Origin of the sequence: Streptomyces glaucosporus (assembly GCF_039533345.1) — a bacterium.
GTDB classification, from domain to species: Bacteria; Actinomycetota; Actinomycetes; order Streptomycetales; family Streptomycetaceae; genus Streptomyces; species Streptomyces glaucosporus.
Genome location: NZ_BAAATJ010000008.1, coordinates 172,412 through 198,659, shown reverse-complemented (window position 1 = coordinate 198,659; position 26,248 = coordinate 172,412). Strand labels below are relative to the sequence as shown.

At 73.4% G+C, this 26,248-nt stretch carries 21 protein-coding genes and 1 pseudogene; 8 read left to right on the top strand and 14 right to left on the bottom strand.

Annotated features, from left to right (window positions below; genetic code table 11):
• A pseudogene (locus tag ABD358_RS28420) lies at positions 1-100 on the top strand (HAD-IC family P-type ATPase); the annotation flags it as partial.
• A gap of 507 nt (positions 101-607) precedes the next feature.
• Here ABD358_RS28420 and ABD358_RS11995 read toward each other — a convergent pair.
• Complete coding sequence (locus ABD358_RS11995) at positions 608-1,900, bottom strand: citrate synthase (RefSeq protein ID WP_344630908.1); 1,293 nt, start codon at positions 1,898-1,900, stop codon at positions 608-610.
• Positions 1,901-2,032: 132 nt separating this feature from the next.
• A complete protein-coding gene (recD2, locus tag ABD358_RS11990; protein ID WP_344630907.1) occupies positions 2,033-4,258 on the bottom strand; it encodes an SF1B family DNA helicase RecD2 in 2,226 nt (741 codons plus the stop codon).
• Between the two features lie 407 nt (positions 4,259-4,665).
• Between recD2 and ABD358_RS11985 the strand changes: the two genes are divergently transcribed.
• Complete coding sequence (locus ABD358_RS11985) at positions 4,666-4,887, top strand: hypothetical protein (protein WP_344630906.1); 222 nt, start codon at positions 4,666-4,668, stop codon at positions 4,885-4,887.
• 144 nt (positions 4,888-5,031) lie between these two features.
• Here ABD358_RS11985 and ABD358_RS11980 read toward each other — a convergent pair whose 3' ends face one another.
• Genes ABD358_RS11980 through ABD358_RS11970 form a run of 3 tightly spaced genes read right to left on the bottom strand, consistent with a single transcriptional unit; the run spans position 5,032 to position 8,185 of the window.
• On the bottom strand, positions 5,032-5,877 hold the full coding sequence (locus ABD358_RS11980) for a sugar phosphate isomerase/epimerase family protein (protein ID WP_344630905.1): 846 nt from the start codon (positions 5,875-5,877) through the stop codon (positions 5,032-5,034).
• Complete coding sequence (locus ABD358_RS11975; RefSeq protein ID WP_344630904.1) at positions 5,874-7,031, bottom strand: dihydrodipicolinate synthase family protein; 1,158 nt, start codon at positions 7,029-7,031, stop codon at positions 5,874-5,876. Before ABD358_RS11975 ends, ABD358_RS11980 begins: the two co-directional genes overlap by 4 nt.
• Positions 7,028-8,185, bottom strand: coding sequence for a Gfo/Idh/MocA family protein (locus tag ABD358_RS11970; RefSeq protein WP_344630903.1), 1,158 nt, complete (start codon positions 8,183-8,185; stop codon positions 7,028-7,030). Before ABD358_RS11970 ends, ABD358_RS11975 begins: the two co-directional genes overlap by 4 nt.
• A gap of 107 nt (positions 8,186-8,292) precedes the next feature.
• Between ABD358_RS11970 and ABD358_RS11965 the strand changes: the two genes are divergently transcribed.
• Positions 8,293-9,402: a LacI family DNA-binding transcriptional regulator gene (locus tag ABD358_RS11965; RefSeq protein WP_344630902.1), complete on the top strand. Its 1,110-nt coding sequence runs from the start codon at positions 8,293-8,295 to the stop codon at positions 9,400-9,402.
• Positions 9,403-9,552: 150 nt separating this feature from the next.
• Complete coding sequence (locus ABD358_RS11960; protein WP_344630901.1) at positions 9,553-9,876, top strand: hypothetical protein; 324 nt, start codon at positions 9,553-9,555, stop codon at positions 9,874-9,876.
• Between the two features lie 177 nt (positions 9,877-10,053).
• Here the strand turns inward: ABD358_RS11960 and ABD358_RS11955 are convergent, their stop codons facing one another.
• Positions 10,054-11,502: a S28 family serine protease gene (locus ABD358_RS11955; RefSeq protein WP_344630900.1), complete on the bottom strand. Its 1,449-nt coding sequence runs from the start codon at positions 11,500-11,502 to the stop codon at positions 10,054-10,056.
• 243 nt (positions 11,503-11,745) lie between these two features.
• Here ABD358_RS11955 and ABD358_RS11950 point away from each other — a divergent pair, with 243 nt between their 5' ends.
• Positions 11,746-12,054 (top strand): hypothetical protein, encoded by a 309-nt coding sequence (locus ABD358_RS11950; RefSeq protein ID WP_344630899.1) that lies wholly within the window; start codon positions 11,746-11,748, stop codon positions 12,052-12,054.
• Here ABD358_RS11950 and ABD358_RS11945 read toward each other — a convergent pair.
• The 3 genes from ABD358_RS11945 to speB all read right to left on the bottom strand — a co-directional run bounded on the left by ABD358_RS11945 (position 12,021) and on the right by speB (position 17,985).
• On the bottom strand, positions 12,021-15,869 hold the full coding sequence (locus ABD358_RS11945; protein WP_344630898.1) for an ABC transporter ATP-binding protein: 3,849 nt from the start codon (positions 15,867-15,869) through the stop codon (positions 12,021-12,023). The two genes, ABD358_RS11950 and ABD358_RS11945, sit on opposite strands and share 34 nt — an antisense overlap.
• 448 nt (positions 15,870-16,317) lie before the next feature.
• Positions 16,318-16,629, bottom strand: a complete 312-nt coding sequence (locus tag ABD358_RS11940; RefSeq protein ID WP_344630897.1) for a hypothetical protein — start codon at positions 16,627-16,629, stop codon at positions 16,318-16,320.
• Positions 16,630-17,016: 387 nt separating this feature from the next.
• Complete coding sequence (gene speB, locus ABD358_RS11935) at positions 17,017-17,985, bottom strand: agmatinase (RefSeq protein ID WP_344630896.1); 969 nt, start codon at positions 17,983-17,985, stop codon at positions 17,017-17,019.
• A gap of 150 nt (positions 17,986-18,135) precedes the next feature.
• Between speB and ABD358_RS11930 the strand changes: the two genes are divergently transcribed.
• A complete protein-coding gene (locus ABD358_RS11930) occupies positions 18,136-18,933 on the top strand; it encodes a phosphatase (protein ID WP_344630895.1) in 798 nt (265 codons plus the stop codon).
• 282 nt (positions 18,934-19,215) lie between these two features.
• Here ABD358_RS11930 and ABD358_RS11925 read toward each other — a convergent pair whose 3' ends face one another.
• Positions 19,216-19,719, bottom strand: coding sequence for an ABA4-like family protein (locus tag ABD358_RS11925; RefSeq protein ID WP_344630894.1), 504 nt, complete (start codon positions 19,717-19,719; stop codon positions 19,216-19,218).
• Positions 19,716-20,726 carry a hypothetical protein gene (locus ABD358_RS11920; RefSeq protein ID WP_344630893.1) on the bottom strand — a complete coding sequence of 337 codons (1,011 nt, stop codon included), beginning with the start codon at positions 20,724-20,726 and terminating at the stop codon, positions 19,716-19,718. The genes ABD358_RS11925 and ABD358_RS11920 overlap by 4 nt, the downstream gene beginning before the upstream one ends.
• Positions 20,727-20,856: 130 nt before the next feature.
• On the opposite strand from ABD358_RS11920, the gene ABD358_RS11915 reads away from it, so the two are divergent.
• Positions 20,857-21,621 carry a MerR family transcriptional regulator gene (locus tag ABD358_RS11915; RefSeq protein WP_344630892.1) on the top strand — a complete coding sequence of 255 codons (765 nt, stop codon included), beginning with the start codon at positions 20,857-20,859 and terminating at the stop codon, positions 21,619-21,621.
• A gap of 49 nt (positions 21,622-21,670) precedes the next feature.
• Here the strand turns inward: ABD358_RS11915 and tesB are convergent, their stop codons facing one another.
• From tesB to ABD358_RS11900, 3 genes are all read right to left on the bottom strand, one after another.
• The gene (tesB, locus tag ABD358_RS11910; RefSeq protein ID WP_344630891.1) at positions 21,671-22,588 is read right to left on the bottom strand and encodes an acyl-CoA thioesterase II; all 918 of its coding nucleotides are present in this window, start codon (positions 22,586-22,588) and stop codon (positions 21,671-21,673) included.
• A gap of 41 nt (positions 22,589-22,629) precedes the next feature.
• On the bottom strand, positions 22,630-23,787 hold the full coding sequence (locus tag ABD358_RS11905) for an acyl-CoA dehydrogenase family protein (RefSeq protein WP_344630890.1): 1,158 nt from the start codon (positions 23,785-23,787) through the stop codon (positions 22,630-22,632).
• Positions 23,788-23,897: 110 nt separating this feature from the next.
• On the bottom strand, positions 23,898-24,530 hold the full coding sequence (locus tag ABD358_RS11900; protein WP_344630889.1) for an SACE_7040 family transcriptional regulator: 633 nt from the start codon (positions 24,528-24,530) through the stop codon (positions 23,898-23,900).
• Positions 24,531-24,616: 86 nt separating this feature from the next.
• Between ABD358_RS11900 and ABD358_RS11895 the strand changes: the two genes are divergently transcribed.
• The gene (locus ABD358_RS11895; RefSeq protein ID WP_344630888.1) at positions 24,617-26,248 is read left to right on the top strand and encodes a carboxyl transferase domain-containing protein; all 1,632 of its coding nucleotides are present in this window, start codon (positions 24,617-24,619) and stop codon (positions 26,246-26,248) included.

Below are 26,248 nucleotides of genomic sequence, written 5' to 3'. Positions count from 1 at the left end.
CGCCGCCGGCCTGCTCAACCCGATGATCGCCGGAGCGGCCATGGCCTTCTCCTCCGTCTTCGTCGTCACCAACAGCCTCCGCCTGCGCGCCTTCCGCTGACGGCCCGCGGGAACGGCGGCCGCTCCGGACGGAGGGCGGGGAGGCGGCCGGAAAGGCGAGAGCGCCCCGCACGACAGGTCCCCCCACGGGCCCGTCGACGGGGCGCTCCCCTTCTCCCGGTCACGGACTCCCCCCACGGGATCCTGGCCGGGTGTCTTCCGGGCGATGTACGGGCGGGAGGGCCGCTCAAGCTCCCCCGAGGCACATCGTCCGCGGACCACCGTCCTCGTCCCCCACAGACGAAAACGGCGGGCGGCGGCGGCTCCGCCGGAGTACCGACCGCCACCCCCTTAGACACGCGGGGGGCCCGGATGGTTACCCCCGCACTCGTGTGAACTGCGTCACTCTTCCTCAACGCGTTCTCCACGGTTCTCGTTCCCGGTTTCCCGTTTCCGGTTTCCCGTTCCCGGCGGTCGCGGGCATGCGCCGGGGCCCCGCTCCGCACGGGCGTGCGGAGCGGGGCCCCGGGGTCCTGGCCGGCCCTGCGGGGGCGGGGCGCCGGACGGGTCAGCCGCGCTGCTCCACCGGGACGTAGTCGCGCTCGACGACACCGGTGTAGACCTGGCGCGGACGGCCGATGCGGGAGCCCGGCTCCTTGATCATCTCGTGCCACTGGGCGATCCAGCCCGGCAGGCGGCCCAGCGCGAACAGCACGGTGAACATGGTGGTCGGGAAGCCCATGGCCCGGTAGATCAGGCCGGTGTAGAAGTCGACGTTCGGGTAGAGGTTGCGCTCGACGAAGTAGTCGTCGGCCAGCGCGTGCTCCTCCAGCTTCAGCGCGATGTCCAGCAGCTCGTCGGACTTGCCGAGCGCCGAGAGGACGTCGTGCGCCGCCGCCTTGATGATCTTCGCCCGCGGGTCGAAGCTCTTGTAGACGCGGTGACCGAAGCCCATCAGCCGGACGCCGTCCTCCTTGTTCTTCACCCGGCGGATGAAGGAGTCGACGTCGCTGCCCTCGGCCCGGATGCGCTCCAGCATCTCCAGCACCGCCTGGTTGGCGCCGCCGTGGAGCGGGCCCCACAGGGCGCTGATGCCCGCGGAGATGGAGGCGAACATGTTCGCCTGGGAGGAGCCGACCAGGCGGACGGTGGAGGTCGAGCAGTTCTGCTCGTGGTCCGCGTGGAGGATGAGGAGCTTGTCCAGGGCGTTCACCACGACCGGGTTCAGCTCGTACTCCTCCGCCGGGACCGCGAAGGTCATGCGCAGGAAGTTCTCGACGTAGCCCAGGTCGTTGCGCGGGTAGACCACCGGGTGGCCCACCGACTTCTTGTACGCGTAGGCCGCGATCGTGGGCAGCTTGGCCAGCAGGCGGATGGTGGAGAGGTGGCGCTGCTTCTCGTCGAACGGGTTGTGGCTGTCCTGGTAGAAGGTGGACAGCGCGCTGACCACGGAGGACAGCATCGCCATGGGGTGCGCGTCACGGGGGAAGCCGTCGTAGAACCGCTTGACGTCCTCGTGCAGCAGGGTGTGCTGGGTGATCTCGGTCCTGAACTCGTTCAGCTGGTCGACGGTGGGCAGCTCGCCGTTGATCAGCAGGTACGCCGTCTCGAGGAACGTGCCGTGCTCGGCGAGCTGCTCGATCGGGTAGCCCCGGTAGCGGAGGATGCCTTTCTCACCGTCGAGGAAGGTGATCGCCGATTTGTACGCGGCGGTGTTGCCGTAACCGGAGTCCAGGGTCACCAGACCGGTCTGGGCGCGCAGCTTGGAGATGTCGAAGCCACTGTCGCCGACAGTGCTCTCCACCAGCGGAAGGCTGTACTCGCCATCCCCGTACCGCAGTACTACAGAGTTGTCGCTCACGTCATCCCTCACCGACGTAGTGCCTCTTCTTCGAGTGCCCTGTCCTCTTCCCACTCTCTCCCATCCGGTGCCGTGCGGTGCACTCGGGGTCGATCAGCGGGCTCTCGGGTGGCACGGAGTGCCTCCGGAAAGCTACGCGGGGTGTGGCGTGCCGCGCAATCGATGGTCCAGAGCGGTGCAGCGCCGCCCCGCCGAGACCGTCCGAACGGCCTGACCGATGGCCCTCCGGGAGCCCACCAGCACCACGAGGCGCTTCGCCCTCGTCACGGCCGTGTAGAGCAGGTTGCGCTGCAGCATCATCCAGGCCCCGGTGGTGACCGGAACGACCACCGCCGGGTACTCGCTGCCCTGTGAGCGGTGGATGGTCACCGCGTAGGCGTGCGCGAGTTCGTCCAGTTCGTCGAAGTCATACGCGATCTCCTCGTCCTCGTCGGTCCGCACGGTCAGCCGCTGCTCCTCCGGGCTCAGGGACGTGACCACGCCCACCGTGCCGTTGAAGACCCCGTTGGCTCCCTTCTCGTAGTTGTTGCGAACCTGAGTCACCTTGTCGCCCACCCGGAAAACCCGTCCGCCGAAGCGCTTTTCCGGAAGGTCGGGCCGGGCGGGGGTGATGGCCTGCTGGAGCAGGCCGTTCAGGGTGCCCGCGCCGGCCGGGCCGCGGTGCATCGGAGTGAGCACCTGCACGTCGCGGCGCGGGTCGAGGCCGAACCTGGCGGGGATGCGCCGCGTCGCCACGTCCACGGTCAGCCGCCCGGCCTCCTCGGTGTCCTCCTCCACGAAGAGGAAGAAGTCCGACAGGCCCTGGGTGATCGGCGGGACCCCCGAGTTGATGCGGTGGGCGTTGGTCACCACACCGGACTGCTGGGCCTGCCGGAAGATCCTCGTCAGCCGCACCGCCGGGACCGGGCCGCCCTCGGCGAGCAGGTCCCGCAGCACCTCGCCGGCGCCCACCGACGGCAACTGGTCCACGTCCCCCACCAGCAGCAGGTGGGCGCCGGGCGGCACGGCCTTGATCAGCTTGTTGGCGAGCAGCAGGTCGAGCATCGACGCCTCGTCCACCACCACCAGGTCGGCGTCCAGCGGCCTGTCCCGGTCGTACGCGGCGTCCCCGCCGGGTTTGAGCTCCAGCAGCCGGTGGACGGTGGACGCCTCGGCGCCGGTCAGCTCCGACAGCCGCTTGGCCGCCCGGCCGGTGGGCGCGGCCAGCACCACCTTCGCCCTCTTGGCCCGCGCCAGCTCCACCACCGACCGCACGGTGAAGGACTTGCCGCAGCCGGGGCCGCCGGTGAGCACCGCGACCTTCTCGGTCAGCGCCAGCCGCACCGCGGCCTCCTGCTCGGGGGCCAGTTCGGCGCCGGTGCGCTTCGCCAGCCAGGACAGGGCCGCCTCCCAGTCCACGTCCCGGAAGGCGGGGAGGCGGTCCTCCCCGGTGCGCAGCAGCCGCAGCAGCTGGCCCGCCAGGGAGAGCTCGGCCCGGTGGAAGGGCACCAGGTAGACCGCCGTGACCGTCCCCTCGGGGTGCTCCGCGTCGGGGACGCGCTCGCGCACCACCCCCTCCTCCTCGCCCGCCAGCTCGTCCAGGCACTCGATGACCAGGCCCGTGTCCACCTGGAGCAGCTTGACGGTGTCGGAGATCAGCCGCTCCTCCGGCAGGTAGCAGTGCCCCTGGTCGGCGGACTGCGACAGCGCGTACTGCAGCCCGGCCTTGACCCTGTCGGGGCTGTCGTGCGGGATGCCCACGGCCTGGGCGATGCGGTCGGCGGTGAGGAAGCCGATGCCCCACACGTCGGCGGCCAGCCGGTAGGGCTGGTTCCGCACCACCGAGATCGAGGCGTCGCCGTACTTCTTGTAGATGCGCACCGCGATCGAGGTGGAGACGCCCACGCCCTGGAGGAAGACCATCACCTCCTTGATGGCCTTCTGCTCCTCCCAGGCGGCGCCGATCAGCTTCGTCCGCTTCGGGCCGAGGCCGGGCACCTCGATCAGCCGCTCCGGCGCGTTCTCGATGACCTCCAGCGTCTCCAGGCCGAAGTGGTCCACGATCCGCTCGGCGATCTTCGGGCCGATGCCCTTGATCAGGCCGGAACCCAGGTAGCGCCGGATGCCCTGGACGGTGGCGGGCAGCACCGTCGTGTAGTTCTCGACGTGGAACTGGCGGCCGTACTGCGGGTGGGAGCCCCAGCGGCCCTCCATCCGCAGCGACTCCCCCACCTGCGCGCCGAGCAGCGAGCCGACGACGGTGAGCAGCTCGCCGCCGCCGCGCCCGGTGTCGACCCGGGCCACCGTGTAGCCGTTCTCCTCGTTGGCGTAGGTGATGCGCTCGAGGACTCCCTCGAGCACGGCGGGTTGGAAGGACATGTCACAGACCGTAACGCCGGGCGCCGACAATCGGGCGGCCCGGTGGGCGACGGGACGCCCGCCCGCGGGTCACGATCCGGTGTCGCCCCGGCGCCGGGGCCCCCGGAGGGAGGGCCCGCGCCCGGGGCCGAACGTTTACGAGGGGTCCGGCCGCGGCCGGACCCCTCGTGCCCCCCGTCGGTCTCCCCCGTCACCCCCCCGGTGCGACCGACACCAGCTATGACCCGCGAGCCCCCGGAACGGTTGCACGGCCGAACATGATTTTTTCCGAGGATTTCCCGGCGGCCCGCGCCGGCCCGTGCGGCCGGGTGGATTCGGCGGCCGGCTGGGTACCCGGCAAGCGCTGCGACCCACTGACCGACCGTCCGGCTGCCGCCGGCGGACCAGAGCAGAGAAGGAGGCGGCGCATGAGCGGGTGGACGCCATCCCAGGCCGAGGGCGAGCGGGACGACGACGAGGGTGTCGACCAGACCCGTGGGCTGAGCGAGCGGCACTCCGCCGAGAAGGCCGGGAAGCCGGAGAAGTCCGGGCGGACCGGGAAGTCCGGCGGCCGGGGCCCGACGCCTTCCCAGGCCGAGGGTGGCCGCGGGGACGCGGAGGGCTCCGAGCAGGACCGGGGCGGGAAGTGACGCCGCCGTCGCCTCCCGCGTGCGGGAGGCGACGGCGGCGGGCCGACGCGGACCGGGCGCGACAGGGTCCACCACGTCGGCGGTTCAGGGGTGTCCGGGCGCACGCGGCCTGTGCCGGCGCGCGCTCCGGTCACGGCACGCGGGCTACAGCACGTGGGCGCGGAAGCGCTCCGCCGTCTCCGCGAGGGCCTCGCGTCCGTCGCGGGCCCACAGCGCCTCGTTGAAGATCTCCACCTCCGTCCAGCCCGTGTACCCGGCCTCGTCGACCAGCTTCCGCCAGGCGCGGAAGTCGACCGAGCCGTCGCCGAGCTGGCCCCGGCCCAGCAGGACGCCGGCCGGGAGCGGGGTGCACCAGTCCGCGACCTGGAAGGCGGCGATGCGTCCGCCCTCGCCCGCCCGGGCGATCCCGGCGGGCGCCCGGTCGTCCCACCAGAGGTGGTAGGTGTCCACGACCACGCCGACCTGCTCGGCCGGGAACCGTTCGGCCAGGTCGAGGGCCTGGCCGAGGGTGGAGACCACACAGCGGTCCGAGGCGAACATCGGGTGCAGCGGCTCGATGGCCAGCCGCACCCCGCGTTCGGCCGCGTAGGGGGCCAGTTCGGCCAGCGCGTCGGCGACCCGCTCCCGGGCGCCGTGGAGGTCCCGGTCGCCGGGCGGCAGACCGCCGGAGACCATCACCAGGGTGTCGGTGCCGATCCCGGCGGCCTCGTCGACGGCCGCCCGGTTGTCGTCGAGCGCCCTGCCGCGCTCCTCCGGGTCGGCGGCGGTGAGGAAGCCGCCCCGGCACAGGCTGGTGACCGTCAGTCCCTCGTCCGCCATCAGGCGGGCCGTGGCCTCCACCCCGTACTCCTGGACGGGCGCGCGCCACAGGCCGACGCCGCCGACGCCCAGTTCGGCGCACGCCCTGGCCAGGTCCGGCAGGGGGAGCTGCTTGACGGTCTCCTGGTTGATGGAGAAGCGGGCGGTGCCGCTGTCGGCGAACAGGGTCATGCCGTCACCCCGTACACCGCCAGGAGCTGCCGCATCCGGGCCTCGGCCAGGGCCGGGTCGGGGAACAGCCCGAGGGAGTCGGCCAGCTCGTACGCCCGCGCCAGGTGGGGCAGCGAGCGCGCGGACTGGAGGCCGCCGACCATGGCGAAGTGGTCCTGGTGCCCGGCCAGCCAGGCCAGGAACACCACGCCGGTCTTGTAGTAGCGGGTGGGCGCCTGGAACAGGTGGCGGGACAGCTCGACGGTGGGGTCCAGCAGCTTGCGGAAGCCGGCCGGGTCGCCGGTGTCCAGCACCCGGACGGCCTCGGCGGCCAGCGGGCCCAGCGGGTCGAAGATGCCCAGCAGGGCGTGGCTGAAGCCGCGGTCGTCGCCCTCGATCAGCTCGGGGTAGTTGAAGTCGTCGCCGGTGTAGCAGCGCACCCCGTTGGGGAGGCGGCGGCGCAGGTCCACCTCGCGGCCCGCGTCCAGCAGCGAGATCTTGACGCCGTCGACCTTGTCGGGGTTCTCGGCGATGACCGCCAGGAAGGTCTCGGTGGCGGCGTCCAGGTCCTTGCTGCCCCAGTAGCCGGTCAGCGCCGGGTCGAACATCGGGCCGAGCCAGTGGAGGATCACCGGCTCGGACGCCTGGCGCAGCAGCCGCCCGTAGAGCTCGACGTAGTCCTCGGGGCCCCGGGCGGCGGCGGCCAGGGCGCGGGAGGCCATCACGATCGCCTGGGCGCCGGCCTCCTCCACCACGGCGAGCTGCTCCTCGTAGGCGGCGCGGATCCCGTCCAGGGAACCGGCGGACCCGGTGAGCTGGTCGGTGCCGACGCCGCAGGCGATGCGGCCTCCGCAGGCGGCGGCCTCGGCGGCCGAGCGGCGGATCAGTTCGGCGGCGGTGGGCCAGTCCAGGCCCATGCCGCGCTGGGCGGTGTCCATCGCCTCGGCGACGCCCAGCCCGTGGGACCACAGGTGGCGGCGGAAGGCGAGCGTGGCGTCCCAGTCCACGGCGGCCGGGCCGTCGGGCGTGGTGTCGGCCAGGGGGTCGGCGACGACGTGGGCGGCGGAGAACACCGTGCGGGAGACCAGCGGCGGACCCCCGGCCGCGGGGAGCGCGGACTCGGTGCGGGGGGTGTACTCGCGCAGGGCGCCGGAGAGGTCGGGGAGGCGGATCACAGGCTCAGCTCCGGAACGTCGAGGCGGCGGCCCTCGGCGGCCGAGGCCAGGCCCAGCTCGGCGAGCTGGACGCCGCGGGCGCCGGCCAGCAGGTCCCAGGTGTAGGGCTCGTCCAGCACGACGTGGCGCAGGAACAGCTCCCACTGGGCCTTGAACCCGTTGTCGAACTCCTCGTTGTCCGGCACCTCCTGCCACTGGTCGCGGAAGGCCTCGGTGACGGGCAGGTCCGGGTTCCACACCGGCTTCGGGGTGACGGAGCGGTGCTGGACGCGGCAGGTGCGCAGGCCCGCGACCGCCGAGCCCTCGGTGCCGTCGACCTGGAACTCCACCAGCTCGTCGCGGTTGACGCGCACGGTCCAGGAGGAGTTGATCTGGGCGACGACGCCGCCCTCCAGCTGGAAGATGCCGTACGCGGCGTCGTCGGCGGTCGCCTGGTAGGGCTTGCCGTGCTCGTCCCAGCGCTGCGGGATGTGGGTGGCGGTGACGGCCTGGACGGTGCGCACCGGGCCGAACAGCTCGTGGAGCACGTACTCCCAGTGGGGGAACATGTCGACGACGATGCCGCCGCCGTCCTCGGCGCGGTAGTTCCACGAGGGGCGCTGCGCCTGCTGCCAGTCGCCCTCGAAGACCCAGTAGCCGAACTCGCCGCGGACCGAGAGGATCCGGCCGAAGAAGCCGCCGTCGATCAGCCGCTTGAGCTTGAGCAGGCCCGGCAGGAAGAGCTTGTCCTGCACCACGCCGTGCTTGATGCCGGCGTCGCGGGCGAGCCGGGCCAGCTCCAGGGCGCCCTCCAGGCCGGTGGCGGTGGGCTTCTCGGTGTAGACGTGCTTGCCCGCCGCGATGGCCTTGCGGATGGCGGCCTCGCGGGCGGAGGTGACCTGGGCGTCGAAGTAGATGTCGATGCTCTCGTCGGCCAGGACGGCGTCGAGGTCGCAGCTCACGGCCGCCGGGTCGAGCCCGTGGCGCTCGGCGAGGGCCTTCAGCGCGTGCTCGCGGCGCCCCACGAGGACGGGCTCGGGCCACAGCACGTCACCGTTGCCGAGGTCCAGTCCCCCCTGCTCGCGGATGGCGAGGATGGAGCGGACCAGATGCTGGCGGTATCCCATCCGGCCGGTGACGCCGTTCATGGCGATCCGTACGACCCTGCGTGTCATGAGCGTTTCCCTCTCGCTTTAGAAAGCGCTTTCTATCTGAGGGCAAGCTAGCCTGCCCACAGCACTCACGACAAGACCCGCAGACAAGAACCGCACCGGAGGACGGAATGGCAGTGACGCTGGCGGATGTGGCGGCCCGGGCCGGGGTCTCGGCCGCGACCGTCTCACGCGTACTGAGCGGCAACTACCCGGTGGCGGGCGCCACCCGGAGCCGCGTCCTGCGCGCGGTGGAGGAGCTGGAGTACGTCGTCAACGGGCCGGCCAGCGCGCTGGCCGCCTCCACCTCCGACCTCGTCGGCGTCCTCGTCAACGACATCGCCGACCCGTTCTTCGGCATCATGGCAAGCGCCGTCCAGTCGGAGATGGGACCGGAGAAGGCCGGCGGGAAACTGGCCGTCGTGTGCAACACCGGCGGCTCCCCCGAGCGCGAGCTGACCTACCTCACCCTCCTCCAGCGCCAGCGCGCCGCCGCCGTGGTCCTCACCGGAAGCGCCGTCGAGGACGAGAAGCACACCACCGCCCTGGCCGCCCGGCTGCGCCGGCTCACCGAGGCCGGCACCCGGATCGTGCTGTGCGGCAGACCGCCGCTGCCCGAGGCCGCCACCGGGAGGGCCGACGGAGCCGACGGAGCCGACGGGGAGGAGACCGGCGACTCCACCGCGCCGATCACCGTCGCCTTCGACAACCGCGGCGGCGCCCGCCGGCTGACCGAGCACCTCCTCGCCCTCGGCCACCGCCGCATCGGCTACGTCGCCGGCCCGGTCGAGCGGACCACCACCCGGCACCGGCTGGAGGGCCACCGGGCGGCCCTGGCCGACCACGACCCGCAGCTCCTCGCCGCCTCCGACCGCCTCACCGTGCACGGCGCCTACGACCGCTCCTCCGGTTACGACGGCGCCCTGGAACTGCTGCGCCGCGCACCGGACCTGACGGCCGTCCTGGCCGCCAACGACACCGTCGCCCTCGGCGTCTGCGCCGCCCTCCGCGACCAGGGCCTGCGCATCCCCGAGGACATCTCCGTGGCGGGCTTCGACGACCTCCCCTTCAGCGCGGACGCCGCCCCGGCCCTGACCACCGTCCGCATCCCCCTCCACGAGGCCGGCGCCCGCGCCGGGCGGCTGGCGCTGGGCCGCGAGTCGGCGCCCCCCGGCGGCGTGGCGACCGTCCGCACCGAGCTGATGGCCCGCGCCTCCACCGCGCCCCCGCGCGTCAACTGAGGCCTGCCGCAGGGGGGTTGACGCGCCCGCTCCCCGGAGCGCCGCACCGGCCCTGCGGGGCGCTCGATAGTCTTCGGGTGACCTGAACGATCGATGGGGGGATCGGCCGGGAACGCCGCCCCCTGCCCGCGGAGGCACGCGGTGCGGACCGTGAGGACGATCATCGCCGCCGTGGTGGCCGTCCACGACCTGAAGACCGGGAAACTGGAGGTGTCCACGCCCTGCCGGGTGGACGAGCCGGAGGCCCCCGTCCTGTCCCCGGACAGCCGCTACGCCGTCGCAGGCCCCCTCGACTTCGACCTCGAGCGGAAGAAGGCGTACTGCTTCGCGGAGACCGAGGAGCGCAAGGGGATCCGGCTGCTGTCCGTCGGCGACGACGGCACCGCCTACGGCCTGACCGGAGGGGACCGGACCACCGATCTCGCCTACGTCACCGTCCCCCTCGACACGGGTGAGACCGAGGCGCTGCCCTAGGGGACCGAGGTCCCGTTCCTGTCCCTGAGGAAGGCCGGGGGCTTCTCGCCGGACGCCGACGGCGGAGGGCTGCTGTTCGTCTTCCACCCGCGTGCCTGACCGCGCCCCGAACGGACGGCGGGCGCGGCCGGACTTCCCCGGCCGCGCCCGCCGTCCACTCGGGCGATCCGCGTCCCTCTACGGGCGCAGCATCCGCCGCTCGTCCTTCTCCGCCTTGTCGAGCTTCGCGTCGTACGGCGCGAGCGGCGCCGCCTTCCGCTCGGCCGCCGCTCCGGCACCGGCCTCCAGACCGGCCCACTCCAGCAGGGCGGCGGTGGCGACGGCCCGGTCGTCCTCCTCCAGCGCGGCGATGTTCGCGCCGTGGTTGGCGCCCGGCGCGGTGAAGACGTGGGAGTCCTCACTGCCGCGGCCCAGACGGAAGGGCTCCGCGCCCCACGGGTCGTTCTCGCCGTAGACGAACAGCATCCGCTCGGCGTCCGTGCGCACCCACCTGTCGATGTCGCGCATGGCCTTCCGGTCGAAGCTCATCGGGATGTCGCGCGGCACGTAGGAGCGCGGCTCGTAGATGCCCGGGTGGCGCAGCAGCCCCTTCAGGTGCGGGGTGGCGAACGTCGGCGAGCCGAGCTGGGTGCCCGCCTGGTAGTAGTACGGCGTGTAGTACTCCAGCCCCTGGTCGGTGTAGAACGCGAAGCCCGACACCTGGTCGACGAACTCGTACAGCTCGTCGGTGCTCGCGCTCGCCGGCGGGACCTCGTCGCAGTCGGCCTCGGAGCCGTACTGCCACCAGGCCCACACCAGGTCCAGGCCGACGTTCTCGAACGCCTTGTCGGCGCTGCCGACCACCTCGAAGGTGCGGCCCTCCCGCTCGGCCCAGGCCTCGTAGCGGTCCACGAGTTCGTCGCGGCGCACGAAGACCTCGCGCTGCACGGCGTTCAGCCTCTCGCGGCACTCCTCGGTGGAGACGGTGGCGAAGAACTCGTCGTAGGCCGAGTCCTCCTTGTCGTTCACGTCGTTGGGCGCGACGTAGGCGACCGTGCCGTCCATGTCGTCCGGGTAGAAGCGGCGGTAGTAGGTGGCCGTCATGCCGCCCTTGCTGCCGCCGGTGGAGATCCACTCCTCGTCGTAGATCCTCTTCAGGGCGCGGAAGATCCTGTGCTGGTCGCTGGCCGCCTGCCAGATGTCGAGCTTGGACCAGTCGGCGGGCTGAGGACGCGACGGAGTGAAGAACCGGTACTCCATGGAGACCTGGTTGCCGTCGACGATCCGCGTCGGCTCGCTGCGCGCCGGGTTGGTGTTCAGGCCGTAGCCGGAGGTGTGGAAGACGGTGGGCCGGTCGTCGTCCCTGTGGAGCACCGTCAGCCGCTGCTGGAAGGTTCCCTTCCAGGGTTTGCGGTGGTCGACGGGCTGGCGGTAGTTCAGCACGAAGAAGCGGTATCCCTCGACCGGCTTCTCCTCTATCAGGCTCATCCCCGGTATCGCGAGGATGCGGTCCTCGATGTCGGGGGTGTCGGAGATGCCGGCGGTGTCGGCCTCGGCCGCGGTGGCGGCTCCCGCCGACACGCCGCCGGCGCCGGTGGCGCCGATCAGCGCCAGCGACGTCAGCAGCGCTCTGAACGCCTTGCGCATGTGCCCTCCCCTGGGCTCGTCCACAAAACGCCGTGAACCTATCCGCCGCACCACACGCCCCGCCAGACCCCATTGGGCTCATCTGGCTCGTGCGGCTCGTACGGCTCGTACGGCTCGTGCGGCCCCGCGGCCACCGCGGCGGACTCCCCGTGCCGCGCGGCCCCGCGGACCTGCGCTCGCCGCCGCGGACCGCCGGCGGACATCCGGCTGCGCACCGCCGCCCCGGACCGTGCCGTTCCCGCCATGCCCCGACCCCACGGATTCGACCGGCGCCGGTACGAGGACGGCACGGTCGTCGTCACCCACCACGGCCGGACGGCCGCCACCCTGCGCGGCGACCGCGCCCGGCGCTTCCTGGCGGAGACCGGGTCCGGCGACCCGCAGGAGGTGATGGCCCGCTGGACCGGAAACCACCGGCGCGGCAACCACCGGCGCGGCAACCAGCGCACGGCGCGGAACCACCCGCGCAACCGCCGCCGAGCGCCCCCGGCAAAGGGGCGCGCTCGGCGGCGCCGCTCTCACGCAGCCGCGGGCTCCGTCTCCCCCACGTAGGTGCGCCACAGCTCGGCGTACCGTCCGCCGCGCTCCAGCAGCTCGGCGTGGGTGCCGTCCTCCACCACCCGGCCGTGGTCCAGGACCACCACCCGGTCGGCGCGGGCGGCCGTGGTCAGGCGGTGGGCGACGACCAGGGTGGTGCGGCGGCCCGCCAGCCGGTCGGTGGCCTCGTTGACCAGGGCCTCCGTCGCCAGGTCGAGCGCGGCGGTGGCCTCGTCCAGCAGCAGGACGTCGGGCCGGACCAGCTCGGCGCGGGCCAGGGCGATGAGCTGCCGCTGCCCGGCCGAGAGGTTCCGGCCGCGTTCGGCCACCGGGTGGAGGTAGCCGCCGGAGAGGGTCGCGATCATGTCGTGCGCGCCGACCGCCCGCGCCGCCGCCTCCACCTCGGCGTCGGTGGCGTCGGGACGGCCGTAGGCGATGGCGTCGCGGACGGTTCCCGGGAAGAGGTACGGCTCCTGCGGCACCACGCCGAGGCGGCGCCGGTAGGCGGTCAGGTCCATCTCGCGCAGGTCCACCCCGTCCACGCGGACGGCGCCCGAGGTCGGGTCGTAGAACCGGGCGACCAGCTTGACCAGCGTGGACTTGCCCGCGCCCGTCTCGCCGACGAAGGCGACCGTCTGCCCGGCGGGGATCGTCAGGTCGACGCCGGACAGCGCGTCCTCGCCGCCGTCCGCGCCGTCCCCGGCGTTCCCGTCCCGGTTGCCGTAGCGGAAGCGCACGTCGTCGAAGACGATCTCGCCGCGCAGCGCCTCCACCTCGCGGGGCCGGGCGGGCGGGGGCGTCGTCGTCGGCTCGCGCAGCAGTTCCTGGACGCGGCCGAGGGAGACGACCGCCTGCTGGTAGCCGTCGAAGACCTGCGAGAGCTGCTGCACGGGGGCGAAGAACAGCTCGATGTAGAGCAGGTACGCCACCAGCGCGCCCGCCGTCAGCGTGCCGTCGCCCACCCGGTTCGCGCCCACGACCAGGACGGCGGCGGTGGCCAGGGAGGCGAGGAACTGGATGAAGGGGAAGTAGACCGAGATCAGCCACTGGCCGCGGACGCGCGCCTGCCGGTAGCCGTCGCTGCGCTCGGCGAAGCGGCGGGAGTCCCGGTGCTCGCGGCGGAACGCCTGCACGATCCGCAGGCCCGCGACGCTCTCCTGGAGGGCGGCGTTGACGCCGCTGACGCGTTCGCGCGCCAGCTCGTACGCCTTCAGGCTCTGGCGGCGGAAGACGATCGTGCCGATCACCAGCGGCGGCAGGGTCGCCAGGACCACCAGCGCCAGGCCGGCGTCGATCACGACGAGGACGACCATGATGCCGAAGAAGGTCAGCAGCGCCACGACGGCCTGGACCAGGCCGGTCTGCAGGAAGGTCGTCAGGGCGTCCACGTCCGTGGTCATCCGGGTCATGATCTTCCCGGTCAGCTCGCGCTCGTAGTAGTCGAGCCCGAGCCGCTGGAGGTGGGCGAAGATCTTGACGCGGAGGGTGTAGAGGATCCGCTCGCCGGTGCGGCCGATGGCGCGGGTCTCGCCGACCTGCGCGGCCCACTGGGCGATCACGACCAGCAGCGCCAGGGCGGAGGCGGTCCACACCGCGCCGATCGCCACCCGCTGGACGCCCTCGTCGATGCCGTGCCGGACGAGGACGGGCAGCAGCAGGCCGGCCACGGCGTCGGCGACGACCAGCGCCAGACTCAGCAGCAGCGGCCCGCGGAAGCCGCGCAGCAGGTGCCGCAGGCCGTAGGACGTCTCGGGGGCGGCGGCGCGCTCCTCGTCGATGTCGGGGGCGTCGGTGGCCGGCGGCAGGGCGGCCACCTTGGCGAGCAGGTCGGGAGTGGCCGGGCTGCCGGCCAGGACCCCCGCCATGCCCGGCCCGCCGCCCGCGGCGGGCGGGGCCGCGGCGCCGCCGGCGCCCGCTCGCTCCTCGGGGTCGCCCTCCCGCTTCCACAGGGAGGGGGTGACGCCGTCCACCCGGCCGTCGTCCCCGCCGTCTCCCCCGCTGCCGCCGTCCGGCGCGGAGCCGGACCGGGCCGCCAGGCCGGCCGGGTCGCGTTCGACGTCCCCCAGCTCGTCCGGGTCGCTGAGCAGCCGGCGGTACAGCTCGCAGCGCTCCTGGAGCTCGGCGTCGGTGCCGATGTCCACCAGACGCCCGCCGTCGAGGACGGCGATGCGGTCGGCCAGGGAGAGGGTGGAGCGGCGGTGGGCGATCAGCAGGGTGGTGCGGCCCGCCATCACACCGCGCAGCGCCTCGTGGATCTCGTGCTCGACCCGGGCGTCCACGGCGGAGGTGGCGTCGTCCAGGACGAGCAGGCGGGGGTCGGAGACGATGGCGCGGGCCAGGGCGATGCGCTGCCGCTGGCCGCCGGAGAGGGTCAGGCCGTGCTCGCCGACCTCGGTGTCGTAGCCGTTCGGCAGCTCGGAGATGAAGCCGTCGGCCTGGGCGGCGCGCGCCGCGGCCCGCACCTGCTCGTCGGTGGCGTCGGGGCGGCCGTAGGCGATGTTGGCGCGGATGGTGTCGGAGAACAGGAAGCTGTCCTCGGGGACCAGGCCGATGGCCGCGCGGAGCGAGTCGAAGGTCAGGTCGCGCACGTCGTGGCCGCCGATCCGCACCGCGCCCTCGGTCACGTCGTAGAAGCGCGGCAGCAGCAGCGAGACGGTGGACTTGCCGCTTCCGGAGGTGCCGACGACGGCGACGGTCTCGCCCGGTGAGATGCGCAGCGAGAAGTCCTCCAACACGGGCCGCGCGCCGGGGCCGGTGTCGTAGGCGAAGCCCACGCGGTCGAACTCGACGGTGGCGGGGGCGTCGGCGGGCAGCTCGCGGGCGTCCTCGCGCTCGCGGATGGCCGGCTCGGCGTCGATCAGTTCCAGGACGCGCTCGACGCCGGCCCGGGCCTGCTGGCCGACCGTCAGCACCATGGTGAGCATCCGCACCGGCCCGACGAGCTGGGCGAGGTAGGTGGAGAAGGCGACGAAGGTGCCCAGGGTGATCTGGCCGCGGGTGGCCATCCAGCCGCCGAGGGCGAGCATCGCCACCTGGCCGAGCGCGGGGACGGCCTGGAGGGCGGGGGTGTAGCGCGCGTTGAGCTTCACCGTCCGCAGCCGCGCGGCGAACAGCTCGCGGCTCGCGCCGCGCAGCTTGCCGGTCTCCTGCTCCTCCTGTCCGAAGCCCTTGACCACCCGTACGCCGGTGACGGCCCCGTCCACCACCCCGGCCACGCCCCCGGCCTGGCTCTGGGCGTACCAGGTGGCGGGGAAGAGCCGGGTGCGGCTGCGCTGCGCGATGAACGCCAGCGCGGGCGCGACGGCCAGCGCCACCAGCGTCAGCAGCGGGGAGAGGGTGACCATCACCACCAGGGAGACCGCGAAGAGCAGCACGTTGCCGATCATCATCGGCATCATGAAGAGCAGGCCCTGGACGAGCTGGAGGTCGCCGGTGGCCCGCCCGACGACCTGCCCGGTGGACAGCTCGTCCTGTCTCCGCCCGTCGAGGCGGACCAGGGAGTCGTACATCTCGGTGCGCAGGTCGTGCTGGACGTCGAGCGCGAGTCTGCCGCCGTAGAAGCGGCGCACGTACGTCAGCCCGTACACCACCACCGCGGCGGCGGCCAGCAGCCCGATCCACAGCCCGAGGTCACCGCCGTCGTCCTCGACGATGCCGTCGATGACCTCCTTGGTGATCAGGGGCACGAGCGCCATCACGGCCATCCCGGCGAGCGAGGCGCCCAGGGACAGCCACACGTTGCGGCGGTAGCGCAGGCAGTACGCCGTCAGCCGCCGTGCCCAGCCGGGCCGCCGTTCGTCCCCGGTCTCCCCCGCTTCCGTGCCCACCACTCCGGTTACCTCCCGCTGACCGTCCGTCGCCGTGCGTGACCGCGCACAGCCCTGTGTTGACAGAGCCGCAATGATCCAACGCGCCCGGACGGGTGTTTCATCCCGGCGGCGGGAAGTGGGAGAGGTCACTCCGGTCCGGGACCGGTGCGGCCTCCGCGGGAGCGGCGGGCGCACCGCCGGCGAACGGCGAAGGGGCGCGGTCCGGAGAGCCAGGCATTCTCTCCGGACCGCGCCCCCGGTGGGCCGCGGCGTCGACGGGCGGCGGTGTGCCGGCACCCCCCACAGGACCAGCTCGCCGTCTCCCGTCCGCTCGTCCGGCCCGCCCCGCGGCGAGGAGGGACCGCGGGACCCGCCGGTGAACGCTCGCGCCGCCTGTCCCGGGCGTGCACGGCGCACCGGCCGTCGTACGGGGTTCCGGAAGGGGCCGGGCCCGGAACCCCGGATCGCTTCAGGAGGCGGGGACCACCCCGCTCCCGGACCCGCGCTCCGGCGGCTCGGGGCGGTCGCCGTCCGGGGAGTGCCCCCGGCGTCCGCCGCCCGCGGCGACGACCACCGGGCCGCCGTGCGCCGCGGGGGACGGGAGGGCCGCACCCCGCGGGGACGCCTGCCCGCCGTCCGGCCGGTGCGGCGCCTCCGCGAGGACCAGCACCCGCGGCGCCGACGGCGCCGGCGCGGCGAGGGCCGCCCCGTACAGCGGGCCGAGCACGCCCGCCGTCAGCAGGCAGCCGCCCGCCAGGGCGCACTTCACCGCGTTCCGCATGGCGTGTCCCTCCGCCCGTCGTGTGTAACGGATAGCGAACGCGAGTCTGTCGAGAACAGGCGCGGAATGCACCTCCATCGATCATTTTCAGTAACGTTACGTATTAAAATAGTGGCACTTCGTGATGCCCCCATTCCCCCTCGACGCCGGACGCGTCCCCCGGCAACCAGCGGTGTTGCGGCGGCCGACGTCGTCCGATCCCGGCACGACCCGCGTACGGCCCGGCGCGCCCCGCGCCAAAGACGGCCGAAACCCATCCGGTGCCGCCCCGGGCACACGGCTCCGCCGGGCGGCGCGGCCTCTTCCCCGTCCGTCCGGCGAAAGCGGTTGCTCCCGCAACCTTCCGGCAACCTTTCCGCCGGTGCCCGGGTTCCGTCCGGCGCGGTGCTACGCCCGCTCCTCCGCGATCCGGCGCGCCATGAGCGTGGTCAGCTCGTAGGCGGTGTGGGAGGCGGCGACCGAGGTGATCTCGGCGTGGTCGTAGGCGGGGGCGACCTCCACCAGGTCGGCGGAGACCAGGTTGCAGCCGGCCAGACCGCGCAGGATCTCCAGCAGCTCGCGGGAGGTCAGGCCGCCGGCCTCGGGGGTGCCGGTGCCCGGTGCGTGGGCCGGGTCCAGGACGTCGATGTCGATGGAGACGTACAGCGGCCGGCCGCCGATGCGCTGCCGCAGCTGGTCGGCCACCTCGTCCACGCCGCGCCGCATCACGTCGGCGGAGGTGACGATGCCGAAGCCCATCTTCGCGTCGTCGGTGAGGTCCTGCTTGCCGTACAGCGGGCCGCGGGTGCCGACGTGGCAGAGGGCCTCGGTGTCGAGGATGCCCTCCTCCACCGCCCGGCGGAACGGGGTGCCGTGGGTGTACTCGGCGCCGAAGTAGGTGTCCCAGGTGTCCAGGTGGGCGTCGAAGTGGAGCAGCGCGACCGGGCCGTGCCTGCGCGCCACCGCGCGCAGCAGCGGCAGGGCGATGGTGTGGTCTCCGCCGAGGGTCATCAGGCGGGCGCCGGTGTCCAGCAGGTCTCCGGCGGCCGCCTCGACGGCCTCGACCGCCTCGTGGATGTCGAACGGGTTGGCGGCGATGTCCCCGGCGTCGGCCACCTGGGCGAGCGCGAAGGGCGAGGCGTCCTGGGCCGGGTTGTAGGGGCGCAGCAGACGGGACGCCTCGCGGACGGCGTTGCCGCCGAAGCGGGCGCCGGGACGGTAGGAGACGCCGGAGTCGAACGGCACGCCGACGACCGCGATGTCGGTACGGCCTCCCACCTCGTCCAGGCGCGGCAGCCGGGCGAAGGTCGCCGGGCCGGCGAAGCGCGGGACGCGGGAGGAGTCGACGGGGCCACGGGGCTGCTGGTCGGTGGTCATGCGGTCGAGGGTAGGGGCGGACCGGGCTCGGACACATGGCCTGGGACGACAGTCCGGCGGAGCCTTTTGTACGGTCCGTACAGGCGGCCGCCGCGCCGGTCACCCGGAAGCCGATCGCCCCCGCGGGCGTGTGCGGGGGACAATGCCCCCATGCCGATAACCCCCGCCGCCCCCACCCGCGCCGAGCTGATCGAGCACCTCGTCCGCACCCGCATCGCGGGCGACGTCGCCACGCCCCGGGAGAACAACCTGGACCACTACCGCAGACTCGCCAACGGTGACCGGCACTACTGGCTGGGCCTGGAGCTGGGCGAGCGGTGGGCCGACGAGCAGGACGTGCTGGCGGTGATGGCCGAGCGCTGCGGCGTCGTCGACGACCCCGAGCACCGCCACGGCCAGGACACCATCGACCCGGAACTGACGGTCGCCGCCCTGGACCGGGCCGCGGCCCAGCTCCGCAAGTCGGCCGAGGCCGGTCACCGGGTGCTGTTCGCCACCGGCCACCCGGGCGCGCTGATCGACCTGCACAGCCGGGTGGCGAACGCGCTGCGCCTGGCCGGGTGCGAGATCGTCCGGGTGCCGCTGGGCCTGATCGCGGACCAGGGCGTGGTGGTGCAGCTCGCGGACATCGCGATGCACGAGCGCGGGGCCTCGCTGTGGCACACCCACTCCCCCGAGCCGATGACCGCGATCCTGGACGCCCTCCAGCGGGAGGGCGAGCCGCTGCCGGACCTGGTCTTCGCCGACCACGGCTGGGCGGGCTGCGCGGCGCAGCGCGGCATCCTCACCATCGGCTTCGCGGACTGCAACGACCCGGCGCTGTTCATCGGCGAGGCGGAGGGCACCCTCGCCGTCACCGTCCCCCTGGACGACCACGTGGTCAACCCGCGCTACTACGAGCCGATGACGGCGTACCTGCTGGACGCGGCGGGTCTGACGCCCGCGTAGCGCGGAAGGCGTGATCCGGCCGCCCGGCGGCGGGAGCCGCCCCGGCGCCGGCGCCAGGTGTTCCGCAGCCCGCTCGGCGGTCACCGACGGGGCGCGCGTCGACGCGCGGCACGCCGCCCGGCCCCGCCGGCGGCCCGCCGCCCACCGGGAGTTCACCGCCCGCGGCTTCACCGGGGCGGGCGGTTCCCCGGCCGCCCCGCTGACGCGGTGGTACGGGGCGCGGGCGGTGCGGTCCGCCGTCCGGGCGGCCAGGGACACGCCGGTGGGTCCGGTGACGCCGGATCAGCGGCCGGTGCCGGTCCGGGAGCTGGAACGGCCCTGAGTGCTCTCCTCCCGGCCCGAGGCGTCCCCGCCCGTCCCGGACCTGCCCCTCCGTGCGAGCAGCGCCCGCAGGGCGAGGAAGATCAGCACACCGAAGGGCGACAGCAGGATCGTCAGCACCAGCAGCGGCCCCATGGCCAGCGGGTGCACGCCGAGCCTGCGCCCCTCGCGGAACATCCACTGGCCGACGAGCAGGTCCCAGGCGATGACCTGCGCCCAGACGGCCGCGGCTCCGTCGGCGAGGGCCGTCAGCTCCCGGAACTCGTCGAGTCCGGGGCTGCCGACCGCCGCCCACAGTTCCGGCAGGACGGACGGGACGAGCGCCGAGTAGACGAGCAGGATCGGCACCACCGTCAGCGGGGAGGCCGCGATCCGGTGCGTCGGGCCCCATCCCGGAGCGAAGATCATCAGCAGCCAGACCGGGGCCGCCAGCCAGAAGGAGAGCTCGAAGAGGAAGCCGGTCATGCCACGGTCTCCTTCTCGCTCTCGCCCAGGGCCCCGCTCCCGGACCGGAGCCGCCGCGGAGGCGGGACGGAGGCCGGGGCGGAAGGCGTGCGCAGGGCGTACCGGACCCCGGCGCATCCCGCGGCGGCGACGGCGGCGGCCGCGCCGAGGGTGAGGCCGTCCGGGTGCGTCAGCGGCTGCCCGCGCAGGGCCTGCCAGGTGACGAGGCCGAACACGGCGGCGTACACGACCGCGCCCACCAGGACCAGCCGCAGCCGGACGTCCTCGTGCCGCAGGCGCGGGAAGTACGGCGCGAGGGCCAGGAGCGCCAGCAGGAGCAGCGGGAGCGCCTGGAGCGCGTGCATGCCGACGAAGTGGGGGATCCTCAGATCGCCGCCGGTCGTCGACCAGCCGGTGAGCGGCATCGAGGGCCCGCCGTCCGGAACGCCCACGCTGTGCGCGCCGACCGCGTCCACCGCTCCCCGTTCCATGGCGGCCCGCTGTTCCGGAGTGGGCCGCGTCATCAGGAAGCCGAGCCCCGCGCCGGCCAGGGCGAGCACCGCGCCGAGCCGGACCGCCCAGGCGGCGGCCCGGCCGGCCGACAGCGACCGGAACAGCAGCAGGGCGATGACGAGGGTGCCGGACCACAGCACGACGACGGTCGCGCCCATGACGCCGAACAGCGTCTGGTCGAAGGCGGTTTCGACGTTGAAGTGGCTGCGCCTGCCCCGGACGGTCTGGAGGACGATGACCGCCATCTCGACCGCCGAGGCCGCGGCGACCACCGTCCCGGCCCACCAGCCCGCGCGGCGCCACCGGGTGAGCAGCGAGAGCGTCCACGCGAACGTCATGCAGTAGGCGGCGAACGAGACCGAGAACTTCAGCGGCTTGGACCAGATCGGAGCACCGACCAGGACCCGGTCGTCGACCGCCGTTCCCACGGCCGAGACCACCGCGAGGACGGACATGGCGGCGGCGAACAGCATCAGCGGCCGGTGCCAGGCGAGCGCCTGACGCGCTAAGGACATGAGGACCCCAGAGAGGTTATAGATAGCGGCACTATCCGCTATCGGATAGTGGAACTATCTAGGATGGGGAGTGTTCTGGCAAGGGTCTGGCATGGGCGTATCCCGCGGGGCGCCAGGAGGGAGCGCGACCGTGCGCATCGGCGAGCTGAGCCGCAGGACCGGGGTGTCCGTACCGACGATCAAGTTCTACGTGCGGGAGGGCCTGCTGCCGCCGGGCCGTCTCACCAGCCCCAACCAGGCGCACTACGACGAGGAGCACGAGCGCAGACTGCGGCTGATCCGCGCGCTGATCGGCATCGGCGGCCTCTCCGTGGCCGCGGTGGCGGACGTGCTCGCGGCGATCGACGACCCGTCACGGCCGGTGCACGCGGTGCTCGGGATGACGACCGGCAGCATCGCGGGGCACGGCGCCGGCGGGAGCGCCGGCAGGGGCGGCGACAGGAGTGGCAAGGGCGGCGAGGAGGCCGGGGAGGACGGCGAGGACGGCAGCGAGGGCGGCGGGGACGACGAGGAGACGGCGGCCGCGCGGGCGGAGGTCGAGGCCCTCGTCGCCCGGCGCGGCTGGCGGGTGAACCCCCGCCGCTCCGCCGCCCAGTCCCTCGTCGAGGCCGTCGCGGCGATGGCCCGCGTCGGACACGGGGACTTCTTCGAGCGGGTCGTGGAGGCCTACGCGGACGCCGCGGAGCTCATCGCCCGGGCGGACCTGGAGTACGTGTCCGGCCGGACGGACCGGGACAGCCTCGTGGAGGGCGTGGTCGTCGGCACGCTCCTCGGCGACAAGGTCATCGCCGCCATGCGGCGCCTCGCCCAGGCGGACGCCTCCGCGCGCCGCTTCGACGACGGACCCGACCCCGCCGACGGCCCTGCCGGCACCGGCGGCGGGGCACCGGAGTGAGCGGGCGGGACGGGCCGGCCTCCCGGCTTCCCGGCCCGTCCGCGCGGCCTCAGCCGCGCGGCACCCGCACCACGCCCTCCTGCATCACCGTGATCGCCAGCCGCCCGTCGGCGGTGAAGATCCGGCCGCGGCCCAGTCCGCGGCCGGACTGGGAGGTGGGGCTCTCCTGGTCGTACAGCAGCCAGTCGTCCACGCGGAAGGGGCGGTGGAACCACATCGCGTGGTCCAGGCTCGCGCCCACCACGTCGCCGACCGTCCAGCCGCCGCGGCCGTGGGCGAGGAGGACGGGTTCGAGCAGGCTCATGTCGGAGACGTAGGCCGCCAGGCACTGGTGGAGCGTCGGCCGGTCGAGGTCGCCGTCCAGCTTGCCGTTGACGCGGAACCAGATCCGCGAGCGCGGTTCGCGCGGCCGGCCGGCCGTCAGGTACGGCGGATCGTCGACGTACCGCAGGTCGACCGGCGCCCGCGCCTCGGCGAGGCGGTCGGCCACGCCCGGGTCGGAGAAGAGGTGGGCGTGGCGCGGCAGCAGCTCGGCCGAGGGCGTCAGCGTCTCCGGGTCCGGGACGTCGGGCATCGGCTCCTGGTGCTCCAGCCCCTCCTCGTCCGTCTGGAAGGACGCGGACAGGTGGAAGATCGGCCGTCCGTGCTGGACGGCGACCACGCGGCGGGTGGTGAAGGAGCGCCCGTCGCGGATGCGGTCCACGGTGTAGACGATGGGCGCCGCCGGGTCGCCGGGGCGCAGGAAGTACGCGTGCAGCGAGTGGGCGAGCCGGTCCTCGGGGGCCGTGCGGGAGGCCGCGACGAGCGCCTGCGCGGCGACCTGCCCGCCGAAGACCCGGGGGACGACGGCGGAACGGCTCTCGCCGCGGAAGATGTCGCGGTCCACCCGCTCCAGGTCGAGCAGGTCGAGCAGGTCGTGCAGGGGCGCCCGCCCGGCGCCCCCGCCGCTGTTTCCGGCTGTGTTCACGGTGGTGCGGTCCTTCGTGCGGTCCTTCGCGCGGTCCCGCCTCACAGGCCCATGGACTTGGCGATGATGGACCGCATGACCTCGCTGGTGCCGCCGTAGATGCGGGTGACGCGGGTGTCGGCGTAGAGGCGGGAGATCGGGTACTCCCGCATGTAGCCGTAACCGCCGTGGAGCTGGAGGCACTTGTCGATGACCTTCGCCGCCGTCTCGGTGGTGAACAGCTTGACCGAGGCGGCGTCGGCGGGGGTCAGCTCCCCGGCGTCCAGCGCATCCAGGGCCCGGTCCACGACGGCCTGCATGGCGTCCACGTCGGACTTGCAGTCGGCGAGCACGAACTTGGTGTTCTGGAAGGAGGCCACCGGCTTGCCGAAGACCGTGCGGTCCTTGACGTAGTCGTGGGCGAAGCGGACGGCCGCCGCGGCCTGGGCGTAGGCGCCCACCGCGATGCCCAGGCGCTCCTGCGGGAGGTTGTGGGTGAGGTAGGAGAACGCCTTGCCCTCCTCGCCCAGGAGGTCCTCGACGGGGACCTTGACGTCGGTGAAGGACAGCTCGGCGGTGTCGGAGGACTTCAGGCCCAGCTTGTCGAGGTTGCGGCCGACGGCGTACCCCTCGCTCCTGGTGTCCACGACCAGGATGGAGATGCCCGAGCGCCGGTCCTCCGGGGAGGGCGGGGCGGTGCGGCAGCAGACCAGGACGCGGTCGGCCTGCACCCCGCCGGTGATGAAGGTCTTGGCGCCGTTGAGGATGTAGTGCGTGCCGTCCTCGGACAGCCTGGCGGTGGTCTTCATCCCGGCCAGGTCCGAGCCGGTGCCGGGCTCGGTCATGGCGATGGCGGTCATCATCTCGCCGGTGACGAAGGGCGGCAGCCAGCGGCGCTTCTGCTCCTCGGTGGCGTACTTCAGCAGGTAGGGCAGGCACAGCGCGGTGTGGACGCCGGAGCCGCCGAAGCTGACGCCGGCGCGGGCGGTCTCCTCGGAGATGATCGCGTTGTACTTGAAGCTGGTCTCGCCGGCGCCGCCGTACTCCTCGGGCACCTCGATGCCGAAGACGCCCAGCTCGCCGAGCTTCAGGTAGAAGTCGCGGGGGACGTAGCCCTGCTTCTCCCACTCGTCGTAGTGGGGCACGACCTCGGCGGCGATGAAGTCGCGGATGGTCTCCCGGAACGCCTCGTGGTCCTCGTTGAACACCGTGCGACGCATGTCATCGCCTCCTGGGGCCGGAAACTAAGCGCTTGCTCAGCGCAAGCTACCCAAGAGTCCGTTCGACTGTCCAGAGGGGTCCGCCAGGTTGTCCGCGAGTGTGCGCGGAGTCATGCCCCCGCGGCGCCGTCCGCGTTCCGCGCGCCGTCCGCCGCGGCGGCGAAGGCGCCGCGGGCCAGCCGGTGGAGGAGGGCGGCCGTCGTCGCGCGGTCCGGGAGGGCCGAGGGACGGCTCAGGTGGGGCGTGGAGTTCAGCAGGCCGAAGACGGCGTGGACCGAGGCGCGGGCCTCCTTCTCCGGCAGCGCCGGGTGGACCTCGCGGACCACCCCCACCCACAGTTCCACGTACTGGCGCTGGAGCTGCCGCACCAGCTTGCGGTCGCTGTCGCGCAGCCGGTCCAGCTCCCGGTCGTGGAGGGTGATCAGGGCCCGGTCGTCGAGGGCGAAGTCGATGTGGCGGTCGATGAGCGCGTCCAGGGCGGCCTCCGGCCCGAGCCCGGCCCCGGCCGACTCCGCCAGGCACCTGCGCCCGCCCGTGTACAGCCGCTCGCTGATGCCGACCAGCAGTTCCGCGAGCATCGCGTCCTTGCCCGCGAAGTGGCGGTAGAGGCCCGGACCGCTGATGCCGACCGCCGCGCCTATCTCGTCCACGCCGACGCCGTGGAAGCCGCGCTCGGCGAACAGTCGGGCGGCCTCGCCGAGGATCTGCTCGCGGCGGGTGGGGGCGTCGGTCCTGCTGCTCATGAAGGAATTGTAGACAGCCGGGTTAGCGGACGTTAACCTGATGGCGAGGTTAACGCTCACTAACCGAGCAAGGGGGCTCGAAGGGCATGCAGCAGGCACCTCCGCTGGTCAGCACCGTGGACCCGGCGTCCGAGGCGGCCCGGGCGAACGAGGCGGCGCACCGCGAGCTGGCCGCCCGGTTGCGGGAGAAGCTCGCCGCGGCCCGGCTGGGCGGCGGCGAACGGGCCCGGGCGCGGCACGTCGCACGCGGCAAGCTGCTGCCGCGCGACCGCGTGGACGCCCTGCTGGACCCGGGTTCGCCCTTCCTGGAGCTGGCTCCGCTGGCGGCGGACGGGATGTACGACGGGCAGGCGCCGGCCGCGGGCGTGATCGCCGGGATCGGCCGGGTGTCGGGGCGCGAGGTGGTGATCGTCGCCAACGACGCCACCGTCAAGGGCGGCACCTACTACCCGATGACGGTCAAGAAGCACCTGCGGGCCCAGGAGGTGGCCCTGGAGAACCGCCTGCCGTGCGTGTACCTGGTGGACTCGGGCGGCGCCTTCCTGCCGATGCAGGACGAGGTCTTCCCCGACCGGGAGCACTTCGGGCGGATCTTCTACAACCAGGCGCGGATGTCCGGCGCCGGCATCCCGCAGATAGCGGCGGTGCTGGGCTCGTGCACGGCGGGCGGGGCGTACGTCCCCGCGATGAGCGACGAGGCCGTGATCGTGCGGAACCAGGGCACGATCTTCCTGGGCGGCCCGCCCCTGGTGAAGGCGGCCACCGGCGAGGTGGTCACGGCCGAGGAGCTGGGCGGCGGCGAGGTCCACTCCCGCACCTCCGGGGTGACCGACCACCTCGCCGAGGACGACGCCCACGCCCTGCGGATCGTGCGGCAGATCGTCTCCACCCTCCCCCGGCGCGGCCCGCTGCCGTGGCCGGTGGAGCCCGTGGAGGAGCCGAAGGTCGACCCGGCCGGGCTCTACGCCGCGGTCCCGGTCGACTCGCGCACCCCCTACGACGTGCGCGAGGTCATCGCCCGCGTCGTGGACGGCTCGCGGTTCGCGGAGTTCAAGGCCGAGTACGGGACGACGCTGGTGACGGGCTTCGCCCGCATCCACGGCCACCCGGTCGGGATCGTCGCCAACAACGGCATCCTGTTCTCCGAGTCCGCCCTCAAGGGCGCGCACTTCATCGAACTGTGCGACCAGCGCGGCATCCCGCTGCTGTTCCTGCAGAACATCTCGGGCTTCATGGTGGGCCGCCAGTACGAGGCGGGCGGCATCGCCAAGAACGGCGCCAAGATGGTGACGGCCGTCGCCTGCGCACGGGTGCCCAAACTGACCGTGGTCGTCGGCGGCTCCTACGGCGCGGGCAACTACTCCATGTGCGGCCGGGCCTACTCGCCCCGCTTCCTGTGGATGTGGCCCAACGCGAAGATCTCGGTGATGGGCGGCGAGCAGGCCGCCTCGGTGCTCGCCACCGTCAAGCGCGACCAGCTGGAGGCGCGCGGCGAGGAGTGGAGCGCCGAGGAGGAGGAGGCGTTCAAGGCCCCGGTCCGCGCGCAGTACGAGACCCAGGGCAACGCCTACTACGCGACCGCGCGGCTGTGGGACGACGGCGTGATCGACCCGCTGGAGACCCGCACGGTGCTGGGTCTGGCGCTGACGGCCTGCGCCAACGCGCCACTGCCCGAGAAGGATCCCGCGGCGCCCGGCTACGGCGTCTTCCGGATGTGA